A 19,911-nucleotide genomic window follows, 5' to 3' on the forward strand; every position below is an offset into this window, starting at 1 on the left:
TTCCAAATGCTGCGAGTCATCGCTATGGAAATGATTCTAACATAGAAGACTTTTTCATGCACCAACTAAGTTTGTTTAATGAATTTACAAACTTTCGGAATGATGCTATGATGACTTCATAAGCACTTATCATTCATTTATACGGAGGCTGAATTCATGAGCTACTTTGACAATGTTCAACCAGTTAAATACGAGGGCCCGACATCCACGAACCCACTTTCCTTTAAATTTTACAACCCGGATCAACTTATTCTAGGCAAAACAATGCGTGAGCATATGCGTTTCGCAGTCGCTTACTGGCACTCCTTCTCCGCTAATGGCTCCGATCCATTCGGTGCGGGTACGAACGTCCGTGCATGGGACAAATACGATGGTCTAGAGTTGGCAAAAGCTCGCGTTGACGCTTGCTTCGAGCTTCTAAACATTCTAGGTGTCGACTATTTCGCATTTCACGATCGCGATATCGCGCCTGAAGGCAACACTCTGCAAGAAACGAATGCCAACCTCGACGAAATCGTTGGTTTGATCAAAGATAAAATGGCTTCCACAGGCAAAAAGCTGTTATGGAACACAGCCAATATGTTCACCAACCCGCGCTTCGTTCACGGGGCTGCGACTTCCAATAATGCAGAAGTTTTTGCTTATGCAGCCGCACAAGTGAAAAAAGCTTTGGATCACGCGAAAGAGCTTGGCTCTGAAAATTACGTTTTCTGGGGTGGGCGTGAAGGTTACGAAACGCTTTTGAACACGGATCTTGGTCTTGAACTCGATAACCTTGCTCGCTTCCTGCACATGGCTGTTGCCTATGCCAAAGAAATCGGCTATACAGGTCAATTCTTGATTGAGCCTAAACCGAAAGAGCCTTCCAAGCACCAATACGATTTCGATGCAGCGACAACACTTTCATTCCTGCAAAAATACGACCTGCTTCCTTACTTCAAATTAAACCTTGAAGCTAACCATGCAACACTTGCTGGTCACACGTTTGAACACGAGCTTCGTGTAGCTCGCGTTAACGGCATTCTTGGTTCCATCGATGCTAACCAAGGCGACTTGTTGCTAGGTTGGGATACAGATGAGTTCCCAACTGACTTGTACTCGACAACGATGGCGATGTACGAAATCCTTTTGAACGAAGGCGGAATCGGCAGCGGCGGTGTGAACTTTGACGCGAAAGTTCGCCGTACTTCTTTCGAGCCCATCGACGTTGTCTATGCACATATCGCAGGTATGGACGCATTCGCTCGCGGCTTGCAAGTAGCAGCTAAATTAATCGAAGATAAAGTATTCGAGGGCATCCTTGATACACGCTACGGTTCCTTCAAGTCCGGCATCGGCGCAGACATCGTCTCTGGCAAAGCTGACTTCAAATCACTTGAAGCTTATGCCCTTGAGAACAACGCTCCGATTGTGAACCAATCCGGTCGTTTGGAATTGATCAAAGCAACTGTGAATCAATATTTGCTCAACGCTTAATTTGTTCTATACCAAAAATCCCGCTTCAGCCCTTGGGCTGGGGCGGGATTTTTTTGGGATGCTGGGGGCTTCTGCTTCCATGACTACAACTACAACTACAATAACTACTACAACTATCCCTATTACAAATCCACTTCAATATTACTTTTTGTCTAATGGCGTCTATCTCCATCAATATTTGCTACTCTTCCACGCTGTCACTCCTTTTGCCACCTTTCCATCACCTTACACCAGTACTCCCTTGCCGTATCTCATCACCTTTCACGCCAGTTCGACCTTCGTCGCTATCCTTCACCTTCCACACTTGTCCTCCCTTTGTCACCTTCTCATCACCTTCGACACCAGTACTCCCTTCGACGCCATCTCATCACCTTTCACACCAATCCTCCCTTCGCCGCCATCCCATCACCTTACACACCAGTTCTCCCTTCGCCGCCATCTCATCACCTTACACAGCCGTTCTCCCTTCGTCGCATCCCTCACCTTTTACACTAGTCCTCCCTTTTGCCACCTTCTCACTACCTTCTACACCAGTTCCCCCTTCGCTCCCGTCCCTCCCTTTCAAACTAGACGGGTAGCTTGAACCAGTAATGAAACAAAATAAAAAACTGGCAAGTTGGAGAAGCTGACAAATCGGCTAGCATAAGCAATTAGGGTCAACTAGCTCAACTCAAGCGACTATTGAAACATAGCAAACAGGATTAGATGGGTTTTATGTAGTTATTTCTGCCCTAAACGCTAGTTTAATTGAAATAAATGGAAAATATGTAGTTAAAATCGTCGCATTTGCTCGAAATCAACGAGATTGGCAATTTTAACTGTAGATTTTCCATCTAATCTTCTAAACTGGCCGATTAGTGAAAAAATAGCTGTAGGTTTTACAGTTAAGTGTCCATGTGTCCCCATCTCGACGATGCGAGCTCGTTTGTGGAAGCAAAAAAATCCCGCTTCAGCTCTACGACTGGGACGGGATTTCTCGCTTATTTCAATGCATCGCGGATCGCATCTTCGATCTGATCCATCGGGTCGCTGCTCGGCGCTTTGTAAAGCCCGCTTCCCACTGCGGCGCTGACGCTCACCGCCTTGTCATCCTCGACCAGCTTCTGCAGCAGCGTGCGCGTGCTGCCCTTGAGCTTGGTCTGGATGGCGCGATACGCCACCGCGACCATCTCGTCGCGGCGAAACGCTGCGCCTTCCGCGATCAGCTGCGCCTCACTCGCGCTGAGCAACTCGCTTGTCGCCGCAAGCTCGCTGGCCGACTGCGGCTCTGCCTCTGCATAGCCGAGCGCGCGCAGCGTCAGCGCCAAGAACTGCTCGCCGGTGATGCTCGCATCCGGCGCAAAGTGCACGTCGGTGACACCGTGCACCAACGCTTTACTGAACGCGAAGCCAACGGACTTCGCGGCCCAGTGCGTCGCCGGCACATCCGTGAACGGCGAGCTCAGCCCTTGCGCATTCGCGGCGGCGGTCTCCCAGCCGAACAGACGCAGCAGCATCGTGGCGCCTTGCGCCCGTGTTAGCGTCTGTTCGAGCTCGTAGCCGCGATCCGTGCCTTGGAACAGCTGCAGCTTGTTCAAGCTGTCGGCTTCTGCCGTGTGCTTCACCCCAGCGTCCGCAGCCCAAGCTCCTGCGGCAAGCAATGTCGATAGAAGCAAGGCTCCAGCTACGGTCATAGCCAGCTTTTTAACAAAGGATTCCCTCATCGCTGCACCGCCTGATTCGCGCCCTTATGACGAAGCGTGGTAAGGTCGATCACGTAGGAAGTCTCCGTTAGCTTATGAAAAAAGGGATCCACCGAACCCACCAAATCCCATTTGAAACTAATAGTAAAATCCATTGGATTGGCATAATCATCCCATTTGCGCGTCAGTCTAATCGTTTTCCAGCCATCGGAGTAGTCTTTTACGACGCTTTTATCGGTTAGCTTTTTACCAGTAACGAACTCGGTATTCTGCCCTCTTACTTGGTTATTCAAGTTGTAAATAGGACCGCCACCATTGGACAAACCCCGAGCAATATTCACGCCATCCGTCACGCTAATGAACTCCTCTGTGAAGGAGTAGCCCGTCGGCATCGTCAACTTAACCACACCATACAACACTTGCAATGGCTTAGCAGAGTCGCTGTAAACCGCATCGTACACTGACTTGGATACCGAAGGTTTCCCCACCATGGCTTGCGGATAAGCGGTAAATTCCGCCGCATACTGCACCTGAATATCCTGCATCTCATACGTAACACTGCCGGGCTTAGTGACAACTTGCTCAGCCCCCCAGACAGGAACTGTAAAGCCAAGACAACCTATTAGTATGAACACAGAGATTACTTTACTTATTTTCCTAATCATACCAAATCCCTCCCAACTCATAGATTACTAGATGAGCGGGAGGTTGGCAATATGTCATAAACTATAGACTGCTAGCAAATTAAGACTACTCTTCTACTATAATTTCATTTGAATGAAAAGGTGTATTTACAGTAGAAGCAGGCGCTTCGTCATCGTTATTATCACGAACTGTTTTTTGCAAAACAAACGAGGACATAGTCAGGAACAAAGCCGTTACAGCGTAGTACCCTTTAACCGAAAGAATCTGATCGAGATTAATGATGCCGATGAACATGCCTAGCAGAGCTAAGGCAAATGAACTCCACGCCAAGAAGGTAAAAGCCGATGTATTCCGTTTGCGAGATTCGTAACCATCCTCCAAATTATCCCGAATGACCTTCTGCAGCACGAACGCCGACATGGTGAGAAACAGTGCACACACCGCGAAATACCCCTTCACGCTAAGCGATTCTTCAAGTGTATATATCCCAATAAACATTGCTACGAAAGCTCCAATAAAGGACGCCCACGCCATAAAAGTAAACGCCGTTGTATTCCGTTTCCGTTGATTCATCATGTTAAAATCCCCCTATCGTTGCCAAGCAACGTTATGAATGACTTGCTCTTGATACTTAGTATAGGGTGCCGCACCTTTTCCAAATAGTACTATCTTTCGATAGTACCTACTCCTAAGACTAAGCCTAAATAACATGGAACAATTTGACATCGTATTTTTAGTACTGTATAGTACTATTCATGACAAAAACAAAAAAAATAACCAATCGTGATGTTGTACTTCTGACCGCTAGGAATCTCTTTCTGACTCAAGGCTATTTGGCGACGAGTATGGATGAAATCGTGATCACTAGCAAAGTGTCTAAGACGAATATTTATTATTATTTTAAAAGTAAGGAAGAGCTCTTAGGCGCAATTCTCGATCAGCTTATTCAAACTTATACACGGCAGATGCAAGAGCTCGCAGCTCGTTCAGATCTGTGTGTACAGGAACGTTTCGATCTGTTCCTTCAAGGCATGGCAGGTCCGGAAACTAGTTTCTTAGCCGGCTGCCCCTTTCTCACCCTGTATACCCAAATGCCGCAGGAAGCCGACGAACTTAGACGGAAAGTTGGGTTGTTTTTTCAGGATCAAATGCGCCTAGTGGAAGATCTGCTCCTCGAAGGTGTGCGCAAAGGGGAGTTCTCTCCTACTCTTTCTACCAAAGCTGTCGCAGGGCTCATCGTTTCAACACTCGAGGGTGCTCTTTTTCTACAGCATGCGAATCAAGATCCAGCTTTGCTGGGTCAAACACTTACTACTTTAGCCCAATTGCTAAAGTAATTTTTTTACGCACAATTAGTACTATTTAGTACTAAAATACGCAAATCGGAGGTAATTCATTTGGCTCATATTTTTATGACTGGTGGTACAGGATTTATCGGGACCCACACGTTAGCGCAGCTTTCCCAAGAAAATCACACGGTGTCTGTGCTCGTGCGGTCAAGTTCGCGTTGGGAGCAGATTTGTAAGGGGCTAGGTTGGTCAGACAGCGCTGATACAGTCCTTAGTCGCATCCGCCCAGTCATTGGCGATTTAGGCATACCCGGCCTTGGCTTGAGTCACTCTGACAGGGAAAAGGTTCTGACCGCAGATGTCATTATCCATGCGGGCGGGCCGATGGATATTCGGATCAGCGAAGCGGAGGCACGCTTAGTTTTCCTACAGGCTGCAGAGGAAATGCTTCGATTGGCTGCGGACATTCAGCTGCGCGGGGGATTACAACATTTTATCCATGTGGTCGGATTCAAAAGCCCCTGGACGAACGAAAACATGCGCAATCCCGCTCCCGTCATCGCACATTTAGAAGAAGGTCCACCGTATGAGCTTATGAAATGCCTTGCAGATTTGCGCATTCGGGAAGGCGCTCAGGAGCTGGGATTCCCTCTTTCCATTGTTCACCCCAGCGTAGTCATCGGCAGTTCGCAGCATGGAGAAACGCCTCAGACAGGCGGTCTCGGTATCCTTGTCCGAGCTACAGCGCGCGGCTTAATGTCGATCGTACCTGGCGGTTCTACTCATTGGTTGCCGCTCGTCCATGTCGATCATGTCGCCTCCTTCATCAACTTATTAACCAAAGAAGCTACACCGCCGCCTACGCAAACGTACTATTTGTTGGACGATCCTAAGATAAGCCCTTCCATGCAAGAGCTAGTTGCCATGATCGCCAAAGAGCTGCGTGTTCGTAAGCCTCATGGATCCATCTCGCCAAAGTGGCTCAGTAAGCTTTTAGGTACATCGTTAGGACAAAAGTTAGGCATCCCCAAAGAATCCCTAGAATTTATCGTGAAAACAAGCACTCCTTTTCCGATTGCACCGAAAGAAAGCTTGCTGCTCAAACATAAGCTCCCGAATAAGGTTCAGGGTGAGATGCTGCCTTTTACGATGGCAGATCTTGATTTTCAGCTTGTACATGGTCATATGCCTACAGAAGGGTTTATGCGAGGAAAACGAGGTCCACTGGCTAGTCTGGAGCGAAGAGGAACTGGGCTGCGTACAACCGAAGAGGGGTTGGTAAGGAGCGACTCGGAATTACGACTGGCACACAAGTCCCCCGTAAAGCAAAAATCCACCCTTCTCTTCGTGCACGACACACTAAGCGGAGCAGATTGCCTGCTCCCTCTGGCGGCGCAGTTCCCAGAGCAGGACGTTTGCCTGGTCGATCTGCCAGGCTTCGGGCGCTCACCCTACCATCACGCTGCCGACGTGATGGAGGGCCACATCGCAGCGCTCGTCGAGGCGATCCGCGCCTTCGACAGCCCGGTCACGCTCGTGGGCCACTCGCTGGGCGGCCTCCTGGCCGCCCACGCCTACGCTCGCGTGCCGGAGCGGATCCACAGGCTGCATCTGCTGCAGCCTGCCCTGCAACCGGCCGCGCGCATGTACCGCAGCGCGCGCCTCAACCATCTCGTGCTGCGCCGGCTGCGCGAGAAAGACCTGCGGAAGCAGCTGCTGGCGCAGCGCTGCTTCGTGGACATAAGTGACATACCGACTTCGTATGTCACTTATGTCCTGCAAGACCTGCAGTCGCCGCGTGTGCGGAAGACGACTGCCGGGACCCTCTCTGCGCTGGCACGCGCAGAGGTGTTACCTCCGCAGCAGCAAGCGGAGCTGCTGCGGAAGGCCTCGATCCTGTGGGGCACGCAGGATCGCGCCCTGGCGGAGGAGCTTCGCTCCGCCCATACGTTGGAGATCGAGGCGGCGCACCATTTCCCGATCTCGCATCCAGAACTTACAGCCCAGTTGCTTCGGCAGCAAGGGCTGTAAGTCAGCAAGCGCTGTAAGTCAGCTCATCTACTTCATCCGTCATCATTCTTCTTTCATTCGTCTTTCATTAGTCTTTCATTCTTCTTTCATTCTTCTTTCATTCGTCTTTCATTAGTCTTTCATTCTTCTTTCATTCTTCTTTCATTCGTCTTTCATTTGTATTTCATTCGTCTTTCATTTGTATTTCATTCGTCTTTCATTTGTATTTCATTCGTCTTTCATTCATCTTTCATTCGTCTTTCATTTGTCTTTCATTCGTCTTTCATTCGTATTTCTTCATTTGCATTCATCTTTCGTCCCTCTCTCCCTCGGCCCCGACTCTCCCCCTTTTTGAGTAGTGGGTAATTAAGACAGTACTGTGGAGTTAGGAGTGTAATTAGAATAATTGGAGAGTAGTAACGTCAAGGAGAATGCGGGAAAAGTGGAGTAATGTAGCAAGTGCTCTCCCCTRTCAAAAATGCAAAAGAGCACTTTTCAAATAGGCTCCTCCCTCCATTATTGAAAATGGATGCAAATAGGCATCAATTTGGAGTGATCTCAGGAGATGATCATGAAATTCGTTAAAAAGGTTGCCTATTTGCACGCATTTAGTACTTTCGACCATAAATTAGTAGAAAAGGTTGTATTTTTGCATTTTTGAAAAAGGGATGTGGAAAAAGTTCCCCCAAGACATTCACCTAAAGCCTACCTTCGGAATAACATATGAGAAAACCTTTGACGAGGTCATTCCAGGGATGAGCGACCACGGTTAAGAGGTTAGTTTTATTGAAAAGCAGGCTCGGATACAGTCATTTCCGACTCCCCATTTCCTGAGCCTCCCACTTTGGGTGTCTCAGTTGCGCTTTAGTGAGTTTCAGCCACTGAGACTACCATGTAGGGCGGCTCGGTCATTTTTTTCAAGGAGGCATAACCTATGCAAATTCACGTTGTCCAAAAAGGGCAAACGTTGTATCGTATTTCACAAACCTACGGCGTGTCGGTCGAGGAGGTCGCAGAGGCGAATGAATTAACTCCCTCTCAATCGTTAGTCATCGGACAGGCATTAGTCATTCCGATTGTTGGCTCCTACTATTGGGTACAGCCTGGTGAGGGCCTTTATCGAATCGCACAAAAGCTCGGCATTGACTTAGACGCACTCGCGTCTGCCAATGGACTTACGCTATATCAAACTTTKCCCAGCGGTTTCCGATTATATATCCCCCCTACCCCGCGCAAACAAGCCGAAGTCAATGCCTATATTGAACCTAGAGGCGCGGATGTGTCACCTGTTCTCRTTCAAGCTGCCCGCGAAGCCGCACATCATTTGACCTACTTAGCTCCCTTCAGCTTCCGCATTAACCGAGATGGCACCTTAGTCCAGCCGCCGCTTAACAATTTGCGCGAAATCGCTCAGCAGCATGGCGTCACCCTCATGATGGTAGTCACCAACCTCGAGAATGACCAATTCAGCGCAGAACTTGGGCATGTGATCTTAACCGACGAAGCTGTCCAAAATCGTTTGCTACAAAACATCGAAACAACTGCTGATAAGCTTGGGTTTAAAGATATTCATTTTGACATTGAACATCTGCTGCCCGCGGATCGGGAGGCTTACAACAAGTTCCTGCGCAAAGCGGTAGATAGCTTTCATCGGAAAGGCTATCTCGTATCCACTGCCCTCGCGCCAAAAACAAGTGCCACGCAAGCAGGAGCTTGGTACGAAGCTCATGATTATAAAGCCCATGGCCAAATTGTCGATTTTGTCATCATCATGACCTATGAGTGGGGCTACAGTGGCGGACCGCCTATGGCCGTTTCCCCTATTGGACCTGTTCGCAAAGTGCTGGAGTACGCACGCAGTGAAATGCCCTCTTCCAAAATCATGATGGGTCAAAATTTGTACGGTTACGACTGGACGCTGCCCTTTGTCAAAGGAGGGGCCTACGCCAAAGCAATTTCGCCACAGGCAGCCATTGATCTAGCCCGCAAATATAACGCGCAAATTTTATATGACTACACGGCACAAGCGCCGCACTTTAACTATTGGGATGACGCGGGTAAGGAGCACACCGTCTGGTTCGAGGACGCTCGCTCGATTCAAGCTAAGTTCCGTTTGATCGAAGAGCTCGGTCTTCGCGGCATCAGTTATTGGAAGCTTGGACTCAAGTTCCCGCAGAACTGGCTGCTGCTTGAAGATAATTTCAAAATTGTGAAACGCGGTTGAACCTTGAATCCCCGCAAGCGCGTGAAAACCGGGGTTTTCTTCTTTTCGACATATTCAGCAAACTTTCAGGAAGAAAAAACATGATTTCCCTTCATTTTCCGCGAAGAAATGCCGATGAAAATAGATATCTATTTTCAACAAGCAGATTCTAGCAACAGCTTTAATGGAGGGAAATGAAGCATGAAATGGTTTTCTCAAAGTAAATGGTTGTCCCTAGTCGTCATTTTCATTCTTGCAAGTCAGGCTATTTTCACTGGAAGTGCTTTCGCCGCGACTGACATTTCGAAATTAGTTCTGAACAAAAATGAGCTTAACTTGCAGGTTGGCGATACAGCTAATCTGACAGCAACGGCCGTTTTCACAACTGGCTCTACGGAGAATGCAACGGTCAAGACCGATTGGAACTCCGGCACGACCGATGTAGCATCTGTCTACGCGGGTGTCGTGACAGCCAAAAAAGAAGGTAAAGCCGTCATTACAGCCACCTATCTTGGAGAGACTGTCATCGTTAACGTAACCGTTACGAAAAAAGTAAAATCGTTAACCACCGACAAACAAGCCCTTGATCTTCGTCTCAATGGAACGAGCCAAGTGCTGATAACAGCTTACTATGATGACGGTACTTCTGCAGATGTAACAAGTAAAGCAGACTACACAGTCGCATCCAGCTCTGTCGCAACGGTGACGAATGGTCTAGTTAAAGGACAAAACCCGGGAAGCACGACCATCACGGTAACTCATATGAATCAATCGATCGTTTTGGATGTCGATGTCGAGGTTGTACGTCGCCTTGATGCAGAAAAATCCAATGTTTCCTTACTACTGAAGGGGACTACCGTGCTTGAATTAACGGCGACATACCCGGATGGCACCAAAGATAACGTAGCAACCAAAGCAGTATGGACATCAGACAAGCCAGAGGTGGCAGATGCCCTTAAAGGAACAATTACCGGATACAGTGTAGGGAAAGCGACGTTAACTGCAACCTACGGTACCAAATCAACGACAATTACGGTTGATGTGGATAGCACGTTGAAACTTGAGTTAGATAAACAAAGTATTTTGTTAAAGAAAAATGGAACAGGTACGTTAAAGCTTAATGCTACCTATCCAACAAGCACGACACCTACGGATATTTCGGATCGTGCAGAATGGACTTCCAGCGATGAGAGTATCGTTTCTGTAACCAAAGGCAAGCTCATCGGTAACGCAATTGGCGAAGCAACGATCACTGCGAAGTATGGGGATAAAACAGTCACAGCCAAAGTTGACGTTGAGGTTCCACGTCGTTTGGTCGTGAGCAGCGAGCTCGTTGTCTTGAAAACAACCGAAACTCAGCAACTCGAGTTATTTGCAACCTATGCCGATGGCACAACAGACAATCTTGTAAAAGATAGAGCCGTATGGAGCGTAGATAATGAAGATATCGCTACGGTAACGAATGGACTTATCAAACCATATAAAGCCGGTGTTGTTAATGTAACTGCTGCCTATGGCGGCAAAACGACGACAACCCGAGTTGAAGTTGACGTCCCTACAAACATCACACTAGACAAGAAAATAGTGAATATGCAAGTCGGAGACTCTACTACGGTCACCATGACTGCGAATTTCAAAGGCCGCACGGATGACGAACTGAATGACAAAACCAAATGGACATCAAGCAACAAAGATGTTGTTGAGGTTCGTGACGGTATCATTACGGGTATTGCTACGGGGGCTGCTACGGTAACTGCCGAATACGGTACGCGTAAAGCAACTGTGCAAGTTTCGGTAGGCGAGTTGAAGACTCTTACGATTAGCCAAGAGAAATTAACCATGAAAAAGGGCGAAACTGCGACCCTTACTGCAGAAGCGGTGTATACCGATGATACCAAGAAACCTGTAACTACGGATGTCATTTGGACAAGCAGCAATGTTAAAGCCGCTACTGTTGACAAAGGTGTCGTAAAAGCCATCGCGTCCGGCGAAACGACAATTACCGCTCAACTGGACAACAAAACAGTTACGATTCCAGTAAAAGTAGATATGGCTAGTGAGTTGAAAGCCAATGTAACTAGCTTGGTTTTTGATTTAAATGAAACAAGATTAATCAAAATTACAGCAACAAATGACGACGGGGAAGATGTTGTCGTTACCACCGATATCGATTGGAAGTCAAGCAATACAGGCATTGCTACCGTATCTAAGGGTCTTGTTACACCCGTTGCCCGCGGTAAAGCAACCATCACAGCAACTTATGGCGGTAAATCAATCTCTGTTCCCGTAGAAATCGGTGTGATTGATAGCTTAACAGCGAATAAATCCTTTTTTGTAACGAAAAGCGGATCTGAAACACAACTGAAATTAACCGCAACTTTGTCCGATGGCTCAACGAAAGACGTCACGGATAGCGCAACATGGAAAGTTTCTTCTTATAAGCTCGGTACTATTGAAAAAGGATTGTTCACAGCAACAGCTTCAGGGAAAACAACCATCACTGGATTCTTTGGAGGTAAAACCGTATCCATTCCTGTGGAAATTGATTCTTTGAAGTATTTGAAGACCAATGTCGTTAAACTTACGCTCAAAGAAGGCGAAACAGCGAAAGTAGAAGCCTTGGCTACGTATACAGATGGATTCGAAGAAGATGTGACCAAGCCAGCCCTCTGGACAACTTCCAACATCATGAATGCAGACGTAAAGGATGGCACGATCAAAGCAACTGGCAAAGGGACTGCACGCATTACCGTTACTTTTGCCAACATGAAAACGACCGTTCAAGTGACGGTCACGAAGTAATCCATGCATACAGAACCGTTGACTCCTAGTTATCTAGGGGCAACGGTTTTTTCTTTGTATAAAGAGTCACACCTACTCCTCCATGCATAACTTCTCATTCGCAGGGGAATATATGCTTACCTACACTGAATGACCCCTATCTACAAAATACCTGGAGGCATGGAATAATGGTTCGCTCTGTCAAATTAGCTTCGATTTCTTTCCTTACTTTTTCGCTTCTGCTCGGTGCACATCAATATCGCCTGCATGCCCACGACCATAATACACAGGTGTCACAGACCGACAATCTGCAGCATCTAAAGAGTGGCTCTGCCACGATGTATCAAACCAATCCCTTTGGTATGCCAGGGGCGGAAACAAGGTTACTCCCATCTAACAACTTGAATGGCTACGCTGCTGCTTATGGAATTACACCGCCAACAGCGTTTAACGTTTCAACCTTACAAACTCAATCCGTCGCCGCTACGCCAAAAAATAAAACGAGACCTTGGTATAGCTACCTCGGTTTATTAGGCCTACTCGGCTTGCTCGGACTAGGTTCACGCTCCAACTCTTCGTATTCGAAATAGTTTTTGTTTGGGCCAAGAAAGAAGCCTAGTTCCTGATGGGGAACGGGCTTTTCGGCATGGAAAAATAAACATTTGTTTATATGATGGACTTTTGTTTAGTTGTGCGCTAAAATAAGGAGAGAAACGACGAAGGAGGGACGCTTTGCATGGATCGTGAACAGCAAATCCTAGCGCTTATCCGTCAAAATCCATTCATTTCCCAGCATGAAATGGCCGGTATCATCGGGATCTCCCGCTCTGCCGTTGCTGGTTATATAGCCTCTTTGACCAAAAAGGGAACGATTCGCGGCAGAGCGTATGTCACTTCGGATGAACATATGATTTACTGCATCGGGGGAGCCAATCTCGACAGTAAAGCCACTAGCAAGCATGCGATCCGCCTAGCTTCCTCTAACCCTGTAACCGTAACCGAGTCTTGTGGCGGCGTTGCTCGCAACATTGCTGATGCTTTGGCCGGATTAGCTTGTCAAACGGCGCTTCTAACTGTGGTTGGCGACGACAAAGCAGGCCAATGGGTGCTGGAGGAAACGAGGCGCCGAGGCGTAGATGTCAGCCAAGCCATCGTATTGAATGGCGAGAATACCGGAACATACACCGCACTTCTCGATACGTCGGKGGAGATGTTTCTCGCTTTTGCCAATATGGACATCTACGATAAATTGTCACCAACGATGCTTCGGGATAAATGGTCCCATATTGCCGCTGCGAAGCTCGTGATTGCTGATACGAATTTACCTAGCGACACACTGGAGGAGCTGATTCGTCGATGTCAGGAGGAGAATATCCCCCTCTTCATTGATCCTGTCTCCTCGGAGAAATCGAAGAAGCTTCCAATCGATCTGTCTGGTGTAACGGCTATTTTCCCGAATTTAGAAGAGGCCATCCAACTCACCCACACACCACTATCCATGAATCAGGACGTCATTGATATGTTCTATGTAGAACCTGATCATGGCAAAATTGCTAATACGATTCGAGACCGCGGCGTGCAGCATGTGTTCATTACACTCGGGAGCCGAGGGGTCTACTATTCTGGAGAAGAAGGCGAACATTTCTTTCCTTCAATTCCAACCCAGGTGGTTGAGGTTACAGGCGCAGGTGATGCCTTCTTAGCGGGTATTGTCTATGGGGTTAGCCATCAACATTCGTTTATGAAATCCTGTGAATTCGGTCTTGCAGCTGCGCACATTACGCTTCAAACTAGTCAATCCACGTCCAGTGAACTGAACGAGGAACGCTTACACCTTACGATTAACACCATGACTAAAGGAGACTAAAAACATGAACTCATATTTAACTTTTACCGATGAAGTGAAGGAAGCTCTCGCGAACAATAAACCGATCGTGGCATTGGAAACGACGATTATTTCTCATGGCATGCCTTACCCGCAAAATATTGAAATGGCGAAAAAAGTGGAGCAAATTATCCGCGATAACGGTGCTGTACCGGCAACAATCGGCATCATGGATGGTAAAATCAAGATTGGCTTAAACGAGCAGGAGCTTGAAGCTTTTGCAACGAATGGCCATGTGGAAAAAGTAAGCCGCCGCGACTTCCCGTACATCCTCTCCTCTGGCAAAATCGGCGCGACCACGGTATCTGCGACGATGATCGGCGCTGCCCTTGCCGGCATCGAAGTGTTCGCTACCGGTGGCATTGGCGGTGTCCACCGCGAGGGAGAAAGCTCCATGGACATCTCCGCTGATTTGACGGAGCTGGCGGCAACCAACGTCGCTGTCGTCTGCGCCGGCGTGAAATCGATCCTCGACATTGGACGCACGCTCGAGTACTTGGAAACCCACGGCGTGCCCGTGGTTGGTTACCAAACGAGCGAGTTCCCGTCCTTCTACGCCCGCGAAAGCGGCTATGGTGTAGACTTCCGCCTCGATGAGGCGGCTGACGTGGCCGCTATGCTCCGCACGAAGTGGGAGCTAGGCCTGAATGGCGGCGCCATCATCGCCAACCCCGTCCCGGCGGAATCCGCCATGGACCATGCTGAAATCGAGGCCGTCATCCAGCAGGCGCTGAATGAGGCCAAAGAGCAGAATGTGACCGGGAAGAAGGTCACGCCGTTCTTGCTAGCGCGGATTAAGCAGCTGACGGAGGGGCGCAGCTTGGAGACGAACATCGCGCTCGTTTATCACAACGCGCAGACCGCCGCAAGGATTGCGGTTGCGCTGAAGAACTAAAGAACGGAAAGAGAGGCTGTCTCAAAGGTCAATTTAGACTTTTTGAGACCGCCTCATTTTTCGTTAATGCCGATGAGTAATAAACCAGCTTCCCGCAATCTAACTGGAATTTCTCCATCTATTTGAAGTGGATTCCTCGAATTCGAAGGATTTACTGTATTTCCTGCAGTTAAATTCATTCGATTTGCTCGATTATTGAAATTCAATACAAATTAGATGTATTTTTTCCATTTAATTGCGAAAACGCTTCAAATTCCAGCAAATTAACTGTAGTTTATACATCTAACCATTTCAAAGGGGAACGTAGATGAGCTATTTGGCCGATATCGGTTGGCAATTAACGCTAAGCGGAACGTGGATACACTATTCTCTTGATTTTCGCGTTTTTTGGCATATTTGAGCTAAATAAGGCACTCTCATTCCCCTTAGATACCTATTCGGTTCATTTTTCCGCAATAGCGTATCCCMATTCCCTTTCCTCAGGGTTATCTTTTGGGACAGCCCTGAGGATCAATCCATATACAACGGATTACTTACAGCCGCGAGAAGCGTCTCTTGAACCTCGGTGAAATAGCGCCATACCTCTGCGCGATAAAAGGTTCTTCCTTCCATTTCACCCAACAGCTCCAGCGATTGCTCATGATATGCAACACACGAGACCTCAACCCCTCGGTCGGAGATCAGTTTCACGTTATCGCCTACCTGCAGCTCATTGACTACAAGCGTAACCTTTCCCTGACGCTCTGGTGCATATGCAGGCACAACATCGCCCATGTGATATGGCCCCGCGTTAAGCTCTAGCGCAGGACCTTCCGGCGAGAAGCTTAGAAACACCCGGCCTGTATCAATCCCATCCAGTACCCCATTGACGGTCCGACTAGCTGCATACACCCAGGTCGTCGGCATACTGTGCCTGACGTAGCCTCCTTGACTATGGAAATCACTTCCGCCTACAGCAACCATGCGTTTGCCGCTGCAAAGCTGCTCATGCCACCAAGTTAACGTCTGTTGATTAGCCTCCCGCCAAGGCCCATTCCAAATTTCTACCCAATCGTAATCGACAGTCCAAGCCCATTCCCACCCACAATTGGGGCAATGGGGATGATTGAGTACAATGCGTGCGCCGTTATTCCTTGCTTCTTGAATTCGTTCCTGTACCTGTTCCGAGCTGACAGAGCGGAAATCTTCGATAGGGCGAACTGCTCCCAGAAAATTGGCATGTCCATGATTCGTGGTTAGCTCCATGCCAGGGATCATGACGACACCCGTCTCCCTCGGATAAGCAAGATTCTGACTGTAGGTGTTATGGTCGGTCATCGCAAGAAAATCACAGCCTAGCTCTGCCATTATTTTCGCATTCTCGGCTACGGTCAATACTCCATCACTATGAACTGTGTGCATATGGAGATCGCCTTTGAGCCAACGACCTTGGTTCATTGTACATGTCACCTCTACACGCACCGTACAACCCGCAGGCGGAATCCGATACGTCCCCAGTAACACAGACCACTCACCCGCCACCAACTCACCAGGGATATAACCAGGGGTTGCTTGTTCTAACTCTATGAAAAATTCAGTGCGTGCGCCCCCGCTCCAGCCTCTTACACGCTCGGCATCCTTAACGCCTAAATCAATGACACAATCCCCGGGTCCATTCGCTTCCACCTCGATACGAACGTGTATGCGTTCCATGCCGCTAGTAACCTGAAAGGGGACCTCCAAATAACGATCCATTTCCTCATTGGTAATCAGACGAGTTATGATCATGCGCTTCACTCCCTTATTCCTTCGTTGCTCCAACCATCAGGCCGGTAACGAAATACTTTTGAACAAACGGATAAATCACGACTAACGGTATAAGGGCCAGCATAACACCAGCCATCCTTACATTAGGTGTCATAAATAAATTACTGCTCGTAGCATCCGATTGAATAACCAGCGCGCGCAGCGCTACTTGCAACGTATATAGTTTCTGATTGGTAATATACAATAGCCCCGGCGTAAGCTGGTTCCATCTGGATACGAATTCGAATAAGGTAATCGTTGCTAGTCCTGGTTTAGCTAGTGGCACATACATGGTGGAGAAAATTCGAAACTCTCCTGCGCCATCGATCTTGGCAGACTCCGCCATTTCATAGGATACAGCGCCAAAGAAATTCCGCATTAATAGAATACTGAAACCAGAGATCAAGCCATACAAAATTAATGCTGATACCGTATTTAATAGACCAAGCTCTTTATTTACCACGTAAAGTGGGATCATAACCGCTTCATTCGGTACCATCATCGTGAGCAGAATAAAGCTCGTCAGCAGCTTCCGTCCAGGTAAGCCCTTATGCAGCAGTACATAGCCTGCCATTGCGCAGAGCAGCACATGCGCGAATGAACCGAGTAACGTGACGAGTACATTCATGCCGAATGGTCTCCACAACTCAACGCGCTGCCACACCGTACGGTATCCTTCCATACTTAGCTCCGATGGCCATAGCTGGAGCCCCGCATGCATAGACGAGATATTAGAAGAGATCGAAATCATAAAGGTATTCCAAATCGGTAGAATCATGGTCGCTACTAGCAGTAGTAAGAAAAGACCATTGGCCAATTGGAAAGGTAAATCCCGTCTAATTAACAATTTATTGCCCATTCGAGCTCACTCCTCGTCGTAACGGATTAGTTTGCGAGTCGCAAACACCAGGATTAGCGTTGTCAACACAACGAGAAAGCCTGCTGCTGAAGCGACGCCCATGTTAAACTCAAGGATTCCCTTTTGGTACGTGTATGTCATCAAAACATCAACCTTCCGAGCAATAACTGGATTACTCAGAATCATTATTTGATCAAACATGCGAAGCATACCAATCATATTCAGAAGTGTAACGACCTTCATGGTCGGAATAAGCTGTGGTAAAGTCACATAACGAATTTGCTGCCAGCGTCCGGCACCGTCCATCCGAGCAGCTTCGTAGAGGGAAGGGGAAATCGAGACGATTGCTGCTAAATAGAGAATGCAAGTAAAGCCCATTTCTTTCCACGTATTCGTCAGTACCATTAAATAACGCGCAAAATCGACCTCTGCAAAAAAGTGAATCGGCTTCGCTGCTCCTAGCAGCTTCAACAGCTCATTGACAAATCCACCGTCTGGCGACAGCATCATGATCCAAATCCCGCCTACAACAACCCAAGAAAATAAGTGAGGTAAGTAAATGATCATTTGCGTCAGCTTTTTGAACCATGTTTGTAGTACTTCATTCAAGGATAAAGCCGTAATAATAGGGGCAAAGAAGCCTAATACGAGCATACCCGCTCCAATCACGAGTGTGTTTTCCAGTACGCGCCAGAAGACCGGATCATGCCAAACCGCTTGGTAATTCTGTAGTCCAACGAAAGGACKATCCCCGATCATACGGAATTTCTGCATCGATATTTGTAGTCCCTTAAACAACGGGAAATATGAGAAAATTGCAAAATAGATCACAATTGGTAGCATCATGACATACAACACACGATAGCGAGCCCACGCCGTCACTAAAAATTCCCCCTTGTCTGTGCATGTAAAGCGGAGGCTGGGGAGTAGCCCCCGCCCCTGCTTCTGCTTCTGCAACTGCTCATTTAGTCAATTAAGTTAACAGCTTTCAGCTCATCATGCATCTTCTTCACAGCATCTGCCGCTGGCATTTTGCCCATCATCGCTTGGAACGCATAGTTCGTCACGATTTTCTCAGCATTAGGCCAATCTTTCGTAGAGTTCTCAATCGTAGCGTTGTTATCAAAAATGACTTGGCGTCCTTCGATCGCACCCGGCAGTGTGCCAATCGGATTTTTAAAGTTTGTGTTGTTCGGGAATGGTGCCCCATGGTCCATCCCATGGCTAACACCATCAGGAGTTAACGTATACTTGCCGTCTTTCACTGTGTAATCTGTGCCTTCAATCCCTAACGTGCTTAGAATATTCCCTTTTTCCGACTGCCAAAACTCCAGGAATTTCATAGCGGTGTCTACATGCTCCGCATTCACTGGAATTCCCCATACGCTCGGGTCTCCACGGCGAAGCATAATTTTCCCGTCTGGACCAACAGCGCCTGGAATTGCTTTTGCGACAAATTTAGGATCATCCGTTTTCTTCATATTGTTAAAGAGTCCTACCCATGCATCCMAGTATGTGACCATACCCACACGGTTGGTTAGGAATAGCTCTCTCATTTTGCCTGAATCATTGGTCGCAAAGTTAGGATCTAGAATGCCTTCCTTGTACAGCTTCGCGAACCATTCAAAGATGGGTACCGCGGCTTCTGTCGCATAAGGAATCGCACGCTTACCATTCGCATCGATCACATATTTATATTTCACAGCTGCTGCGCTCATAAAGCCTTGAATATCATATAAGCCTGCGGTAGACAACCCGTACGTATCATCCTTGCCATTACCATCTGGATCCTTCTCTTTGAAGGCTTTCAATACCTGATAGAAATCATCCAGTGTCTTCGGCTGCTGCAGCTTCAGCTTGTCCATCCAATCTTGACGAACTGTCGGCAGTGTTCCGCCTTCTGATTTATTAAATACACTGTAGATTTTTCCACCATCGTAAGTAATCATGTCCCATTCTTTGGTAGGAATCACCTTCGGGTCCGATAATACTTTGGAAGCTTTAATTTTATCGTTCAACTGTGTTAGCGCTCCTTGGCCAACTAAGACGTCCATATTGCCCTTCCCCATGTAAATGAGGTCATACTTTTCTCCGGCTGCTATGGCTGCGTAAAGCTTCTTATCGTAGTCAGCCGCTGGTTTCTCAATCGTCACCTTAATCCCTGTCAGCCGTTCAACTTCCTTCTCGAATAACGTATTCTCTTCAGGCGTCTTCCCTCCGACAACACCACTGAGGATGCGCAGCGTTTCTTGCTTGGCTGGCTTGGATGTCTCACTAGGTGAGCTTACCTGTGATTCTGTTCCTGTTTTCGTGCTGCATGCGGTCACAAGTAAGCTTGTCGACAACGCAACGGCTGCGATCATTCCTGCTTTTTTATTTAACATGTGTATGGCCTCCTAGT

At 47.8% G+C, this 19,911-nt stretch carries 15 protein-coding genes and 1 pseudogene; 8 read left to right on the forward strand and 8 right to left on the reverse strand.

Annotated elements, in window-relative coordinates; genetic code table 11:
* Window positions 1-156: 156 nt before the first annotated feature.
* Window positions 157-1,476 (forward strand): xylose isomerase, encoded by a 1,320-nt coding sequence (gene xylA / locus AC1DLM_RS03855; RefSeq protein ID WP_441990921.1) that lies wholly within the window; start codon window positions 157-159, stop codon window positions 1,474-1,476.
* Between the two features lie 980 nt (window positions 1,477-2,456).
* On the opposite strand, the gene AC1DLM_RS03860 is transcribed toward xylA, so the two are convergent.
* From AC1DLM_RS03860 to AC1DLM_RS03875, 4 genes and pseudogenes are all read right to left on the reverse strand, one after another.
* On the reverse strand, window positions 2,457-3,179 hold the full coding sequence (locus tag AC1DLM_RS03860; RefSeq protein ID WP_441990920.1) for an S-layer homology domain-containing protein: 723 nt from the start codon (window positions 3,177-3,179) through the stop codon (window positions 2,457-2,459).
* The gene (locus AC1DLM_RS03865; protein WP_477569164.1) at window positions 3,176-3,823 is read right to left on the reverse strand and encodes a hypothetical protein; all 648 of its coding nucleotides are present in this window, start codon (window positions 3,821-3,823) and stop codon (window positions 3,176-3,178) included. The genes AC1DLM_RS03860 and AC1DLM_RS03865 overlap by 4 nt, the downstream gene beginning before the upstream one ends.
* An 85-nt stretch (window positions 3,824-3,908) precedes the next feature.
* On the reverse strand, window positions 3,909-4,223 hold the full coding sequence (locus AC1DLM_RS03870) for a YiaA/YiaB family inner membrane protein (protein WP_477569213.1): 315 nt from the start codon (window positions 4,221-4,223) through the stop codon (window positions 3,909-3,911).
* Window positions 4,200-4,379 (reverse strand): annotated as a pseudogene (locus AC1DLM_RS03875) (YiaA/YiaB family inner membrane protein); the annotation flags it as partial. The pseudogene AC1DLM_RS03875 and the gene AC1DLM_RS03870, both read right to left, overlap by 24 nt.
* Window positions 4,380-4,558: 179 nt before the next feature.
* Here AC1DLM_RS03875 and AC1DLM_RS03880 point away from each other — a divergent pair.
* The 7 genes from AC1DLM_RS03880 (at window position 4,559) to AC1DLM_RS03910 (ending at window position 14,866) form a co-directional block, all read left to right on the forward strand.
* Window positions 4,559-5,140, forward strand: coding sequence for a TetR/AcrR family transcriptional regulator (locus AC1DLM_RS03880; RefSeq protein WP_441990918.1), 582 nt, complete (start codon window positions 4,559-4,561; stop codon window positions 5,138-5,140).
* 75 nt (window positions 5,141-5,215) lie between these two features.
* Window positions 5,216-7,123, forward strand: coding sequence for an alpha/beta fold hydrolase (locus AC1DLM_RS03885; protein ID WP_477569165.1), 1,908 nt, complete (start codon window positions 5,216-5,218; stop codon window positions 7,121-7,123).
* A 913-nt stretch (window positions 7,124-8,036) separates the two neighbouring features.
* On the forward strand, window positions 8,037-9,326 hold the full coding sequence (locus tag AC1DLM_RS03890) for a glycosyl hydrolase family 18 protein (RefSeq protein ID WP_477569166.1): 1,290 nt from the start codon (window positions 8,037-8,039) through the stop codon (window positions 9,324-9,326).
* 180 nt (window positions 9,327-9,506) lie between these two features.
* Entirely contained in the window at window positions 9,507-12,107 is a 2,601-nt protein-coding gene (locus AC1DLM_RS03895; RefSeq protein WP_477569167.1) for an Ig-like domain-containing protein, read from the forward strand.
* 167 nt (window positions 12,108-12,274) lie between these two features.
* A complete protein-coding gene (locus AC1DLM_RS03900) occupies window positions 12,275-12,676 on the forward strand; it encodes a hypothetical protein (protein ID WP_477569168.1) in 402 nt (133 codons plus the stop codon).
* A 146-nt stretch (window positions 12,677-12,822) separates the two neighbouring features.
* Window positions 12,823-13,953, forward strand: coding sequence for a carbohydrate kinase (locus AC1DLM_RS03905; RefSeq protein ID WP_477569169.1), 1,131 nt, complete (start codon window positions 12,823-12,825; stop codon window positions 13,951-13,953).
* A 4-nt stretch (window positions 13,954-13,957) separates the two neighbouring features.
* On the forward strand, window positions 13,958-14,866 hold the full coding sequence (locus AC1DLM_RS03910) for a pseudouridine-5'-phosphate glycosidase (protein WP_477569170.1): 909 nt from the start codon (window positions 13,958-13,960) through the stop codon (window positions 14,864-14,866).
* Window positions 14,867-15,376: 510 nt separating this feature from the next.
* On the opposite strand, the gene AC1DLM_RS03915 is transcribed toward AC1DLM_RS03910, so the two are convergent.
* The 4 genes from AC1DLM_RS03915 to AC1DLM_RS03930 all read right to left on the reverse strand — a co-directional run bounded on the left by AC1DLM_RS03915 (window position 15,377) and on the right by AC1DLM_RS03930 (window position 19,894).
* Window positions 15,377-16,633: a CehA/McbA family metallohydrolase gene (locus AC1DLM_RS03915; RefSeq protein ID WP_477569171.1), complete on the reverse strand. Its 1,257-nt coding sequence runs from the start codon at window positions 16,631-16,633 to the stop codon at window positions 15,377-15,379.
* 13 nt (window positions 16,634-16,646) lie between these two features.
* Window positions 16,647-17,510 carry a carbohydrate ABC transporter permease gene (locus AC1DLM_RS03920; RefSeq protein ID WP_441992342.1) on the reverse strand — a complete coding sequence of 288 codons (864 nt, stop codon included), beginning with the start codon at window positions 17,508-17,510 and terminating at the stop codon, window positions 16,647-16,649.
* Between the two features lie 6 nt (window positions 17,511-17,516).
* Window positions 17,517-18,392 carry an ABC transporter permease subunit gene (locus AC1DLM_RS03925; RefSeq protein WP_477569172.1) on the reverse strand — a complete coding sequence of 292 codons (876 nt, stop codon included), beginning with the start codon at window positions 18,390-18,392 and terminating at the stop codon, window positions 17,517-17,519.
* 83 nt (window positions 18,393-18,475) lie between these two features.
* Entirely contained in the window at window positions 18,476-19,894 is a 1,419-nt protein-coding gene (locus AC1DLM_RS03930; protein ID WP_477569173.1) for an extracellular solute-binding protein, read from the reverse strand.
* Window positions 19,895-19,911 lie beyond the last annotated feature (17 nt).

The sequence above is a fragment of the Paenibacillus sp. 01T442 genome, from assembly GCF_056398345.1.

Excerpts from the sequence above, each read along its gene's own strand:
- xylA (WP_441990921.1), top strand. The coding sequence starts at position 157 with ATGAGCTACTTTGACAATGTTCAACCAGTTAAATACGAGGGCCCGACA.
- AC1DLM_RS03895 (WP_477569167.1), top strand. The coding sequence starts at position 9,507 with ATGAAATGGTTTTCTCAAAGTAAATGGTTGTCCCTAGTCGTCATTTTC.
- AC1DLM_RS03865 (WP_477569164.1), bottom strand. The coding sequence starts at position 3,823 with ATGATTAGGAAAATAAGTAAAGTAATCTCTGTGTTCATACTAATAGGT.
- AC1DLM_RS03885 (WP_477569165.1), top strand. The coding sequence starts at position 5,216 with ATGACTGGTGGTACAGGATTTATCGGGACCCACACGTTAGCGCAGCTT.
- AC1DLM_RS03900 (WP_477569168.1), top strand. The coding sequence starts at position 12,275 with ATGGTTCGCTCTGTCAAATTAGCTTCGATTTCTTTCCTTACTTTTTCG.
- AC1DLM_RS03910 (WP_477569170.1), top strand. The coding sequence starts at position 13,958 with ATGAACTCATATTTAACTTTTACCGATGAAGTGAAGGAAGCTCTCGCG.
- AC1DLM_RS03860 (WP_441990920.1), bottom strand. The coding sequence starts at position 3,179 with ATGAGGGAATCCTTTGTTAAAAAGCTGGCTATGACCGTAGCTGGAGCC.
- AC1DLM_RS03870 (WP_477569213.1), bottom strand. The coding sequence starts at position 4,223 with ATGTCGGCGTTCGTGCTGCAGAAGGTCATTCGGGATAATTTGGAGGAT.
- AC1DLM_RS03880 (WP_441990918.1), top strand. The coding sequence starts at position 4,559 with ATGACAAAAACAAAAAAAATAACCAATCGTGATGTTGTACTTCTGACC.
- AC1DLM_RS03915 (WP_477569171.1), bottom strand. The coding sequence starts at position 16,633 with ATGATCATAACTCGTCTGATTACCAATGAGGAAATGGATCGTTATTTG.
- AC1DLM_RS03920 (WP_441992342.1), bottom strand. The coding sequence starts at position 17,510 with ATGGGCAATAAATTGTTAATTAGACGGGATTTACCTTTCCAATTGGCC.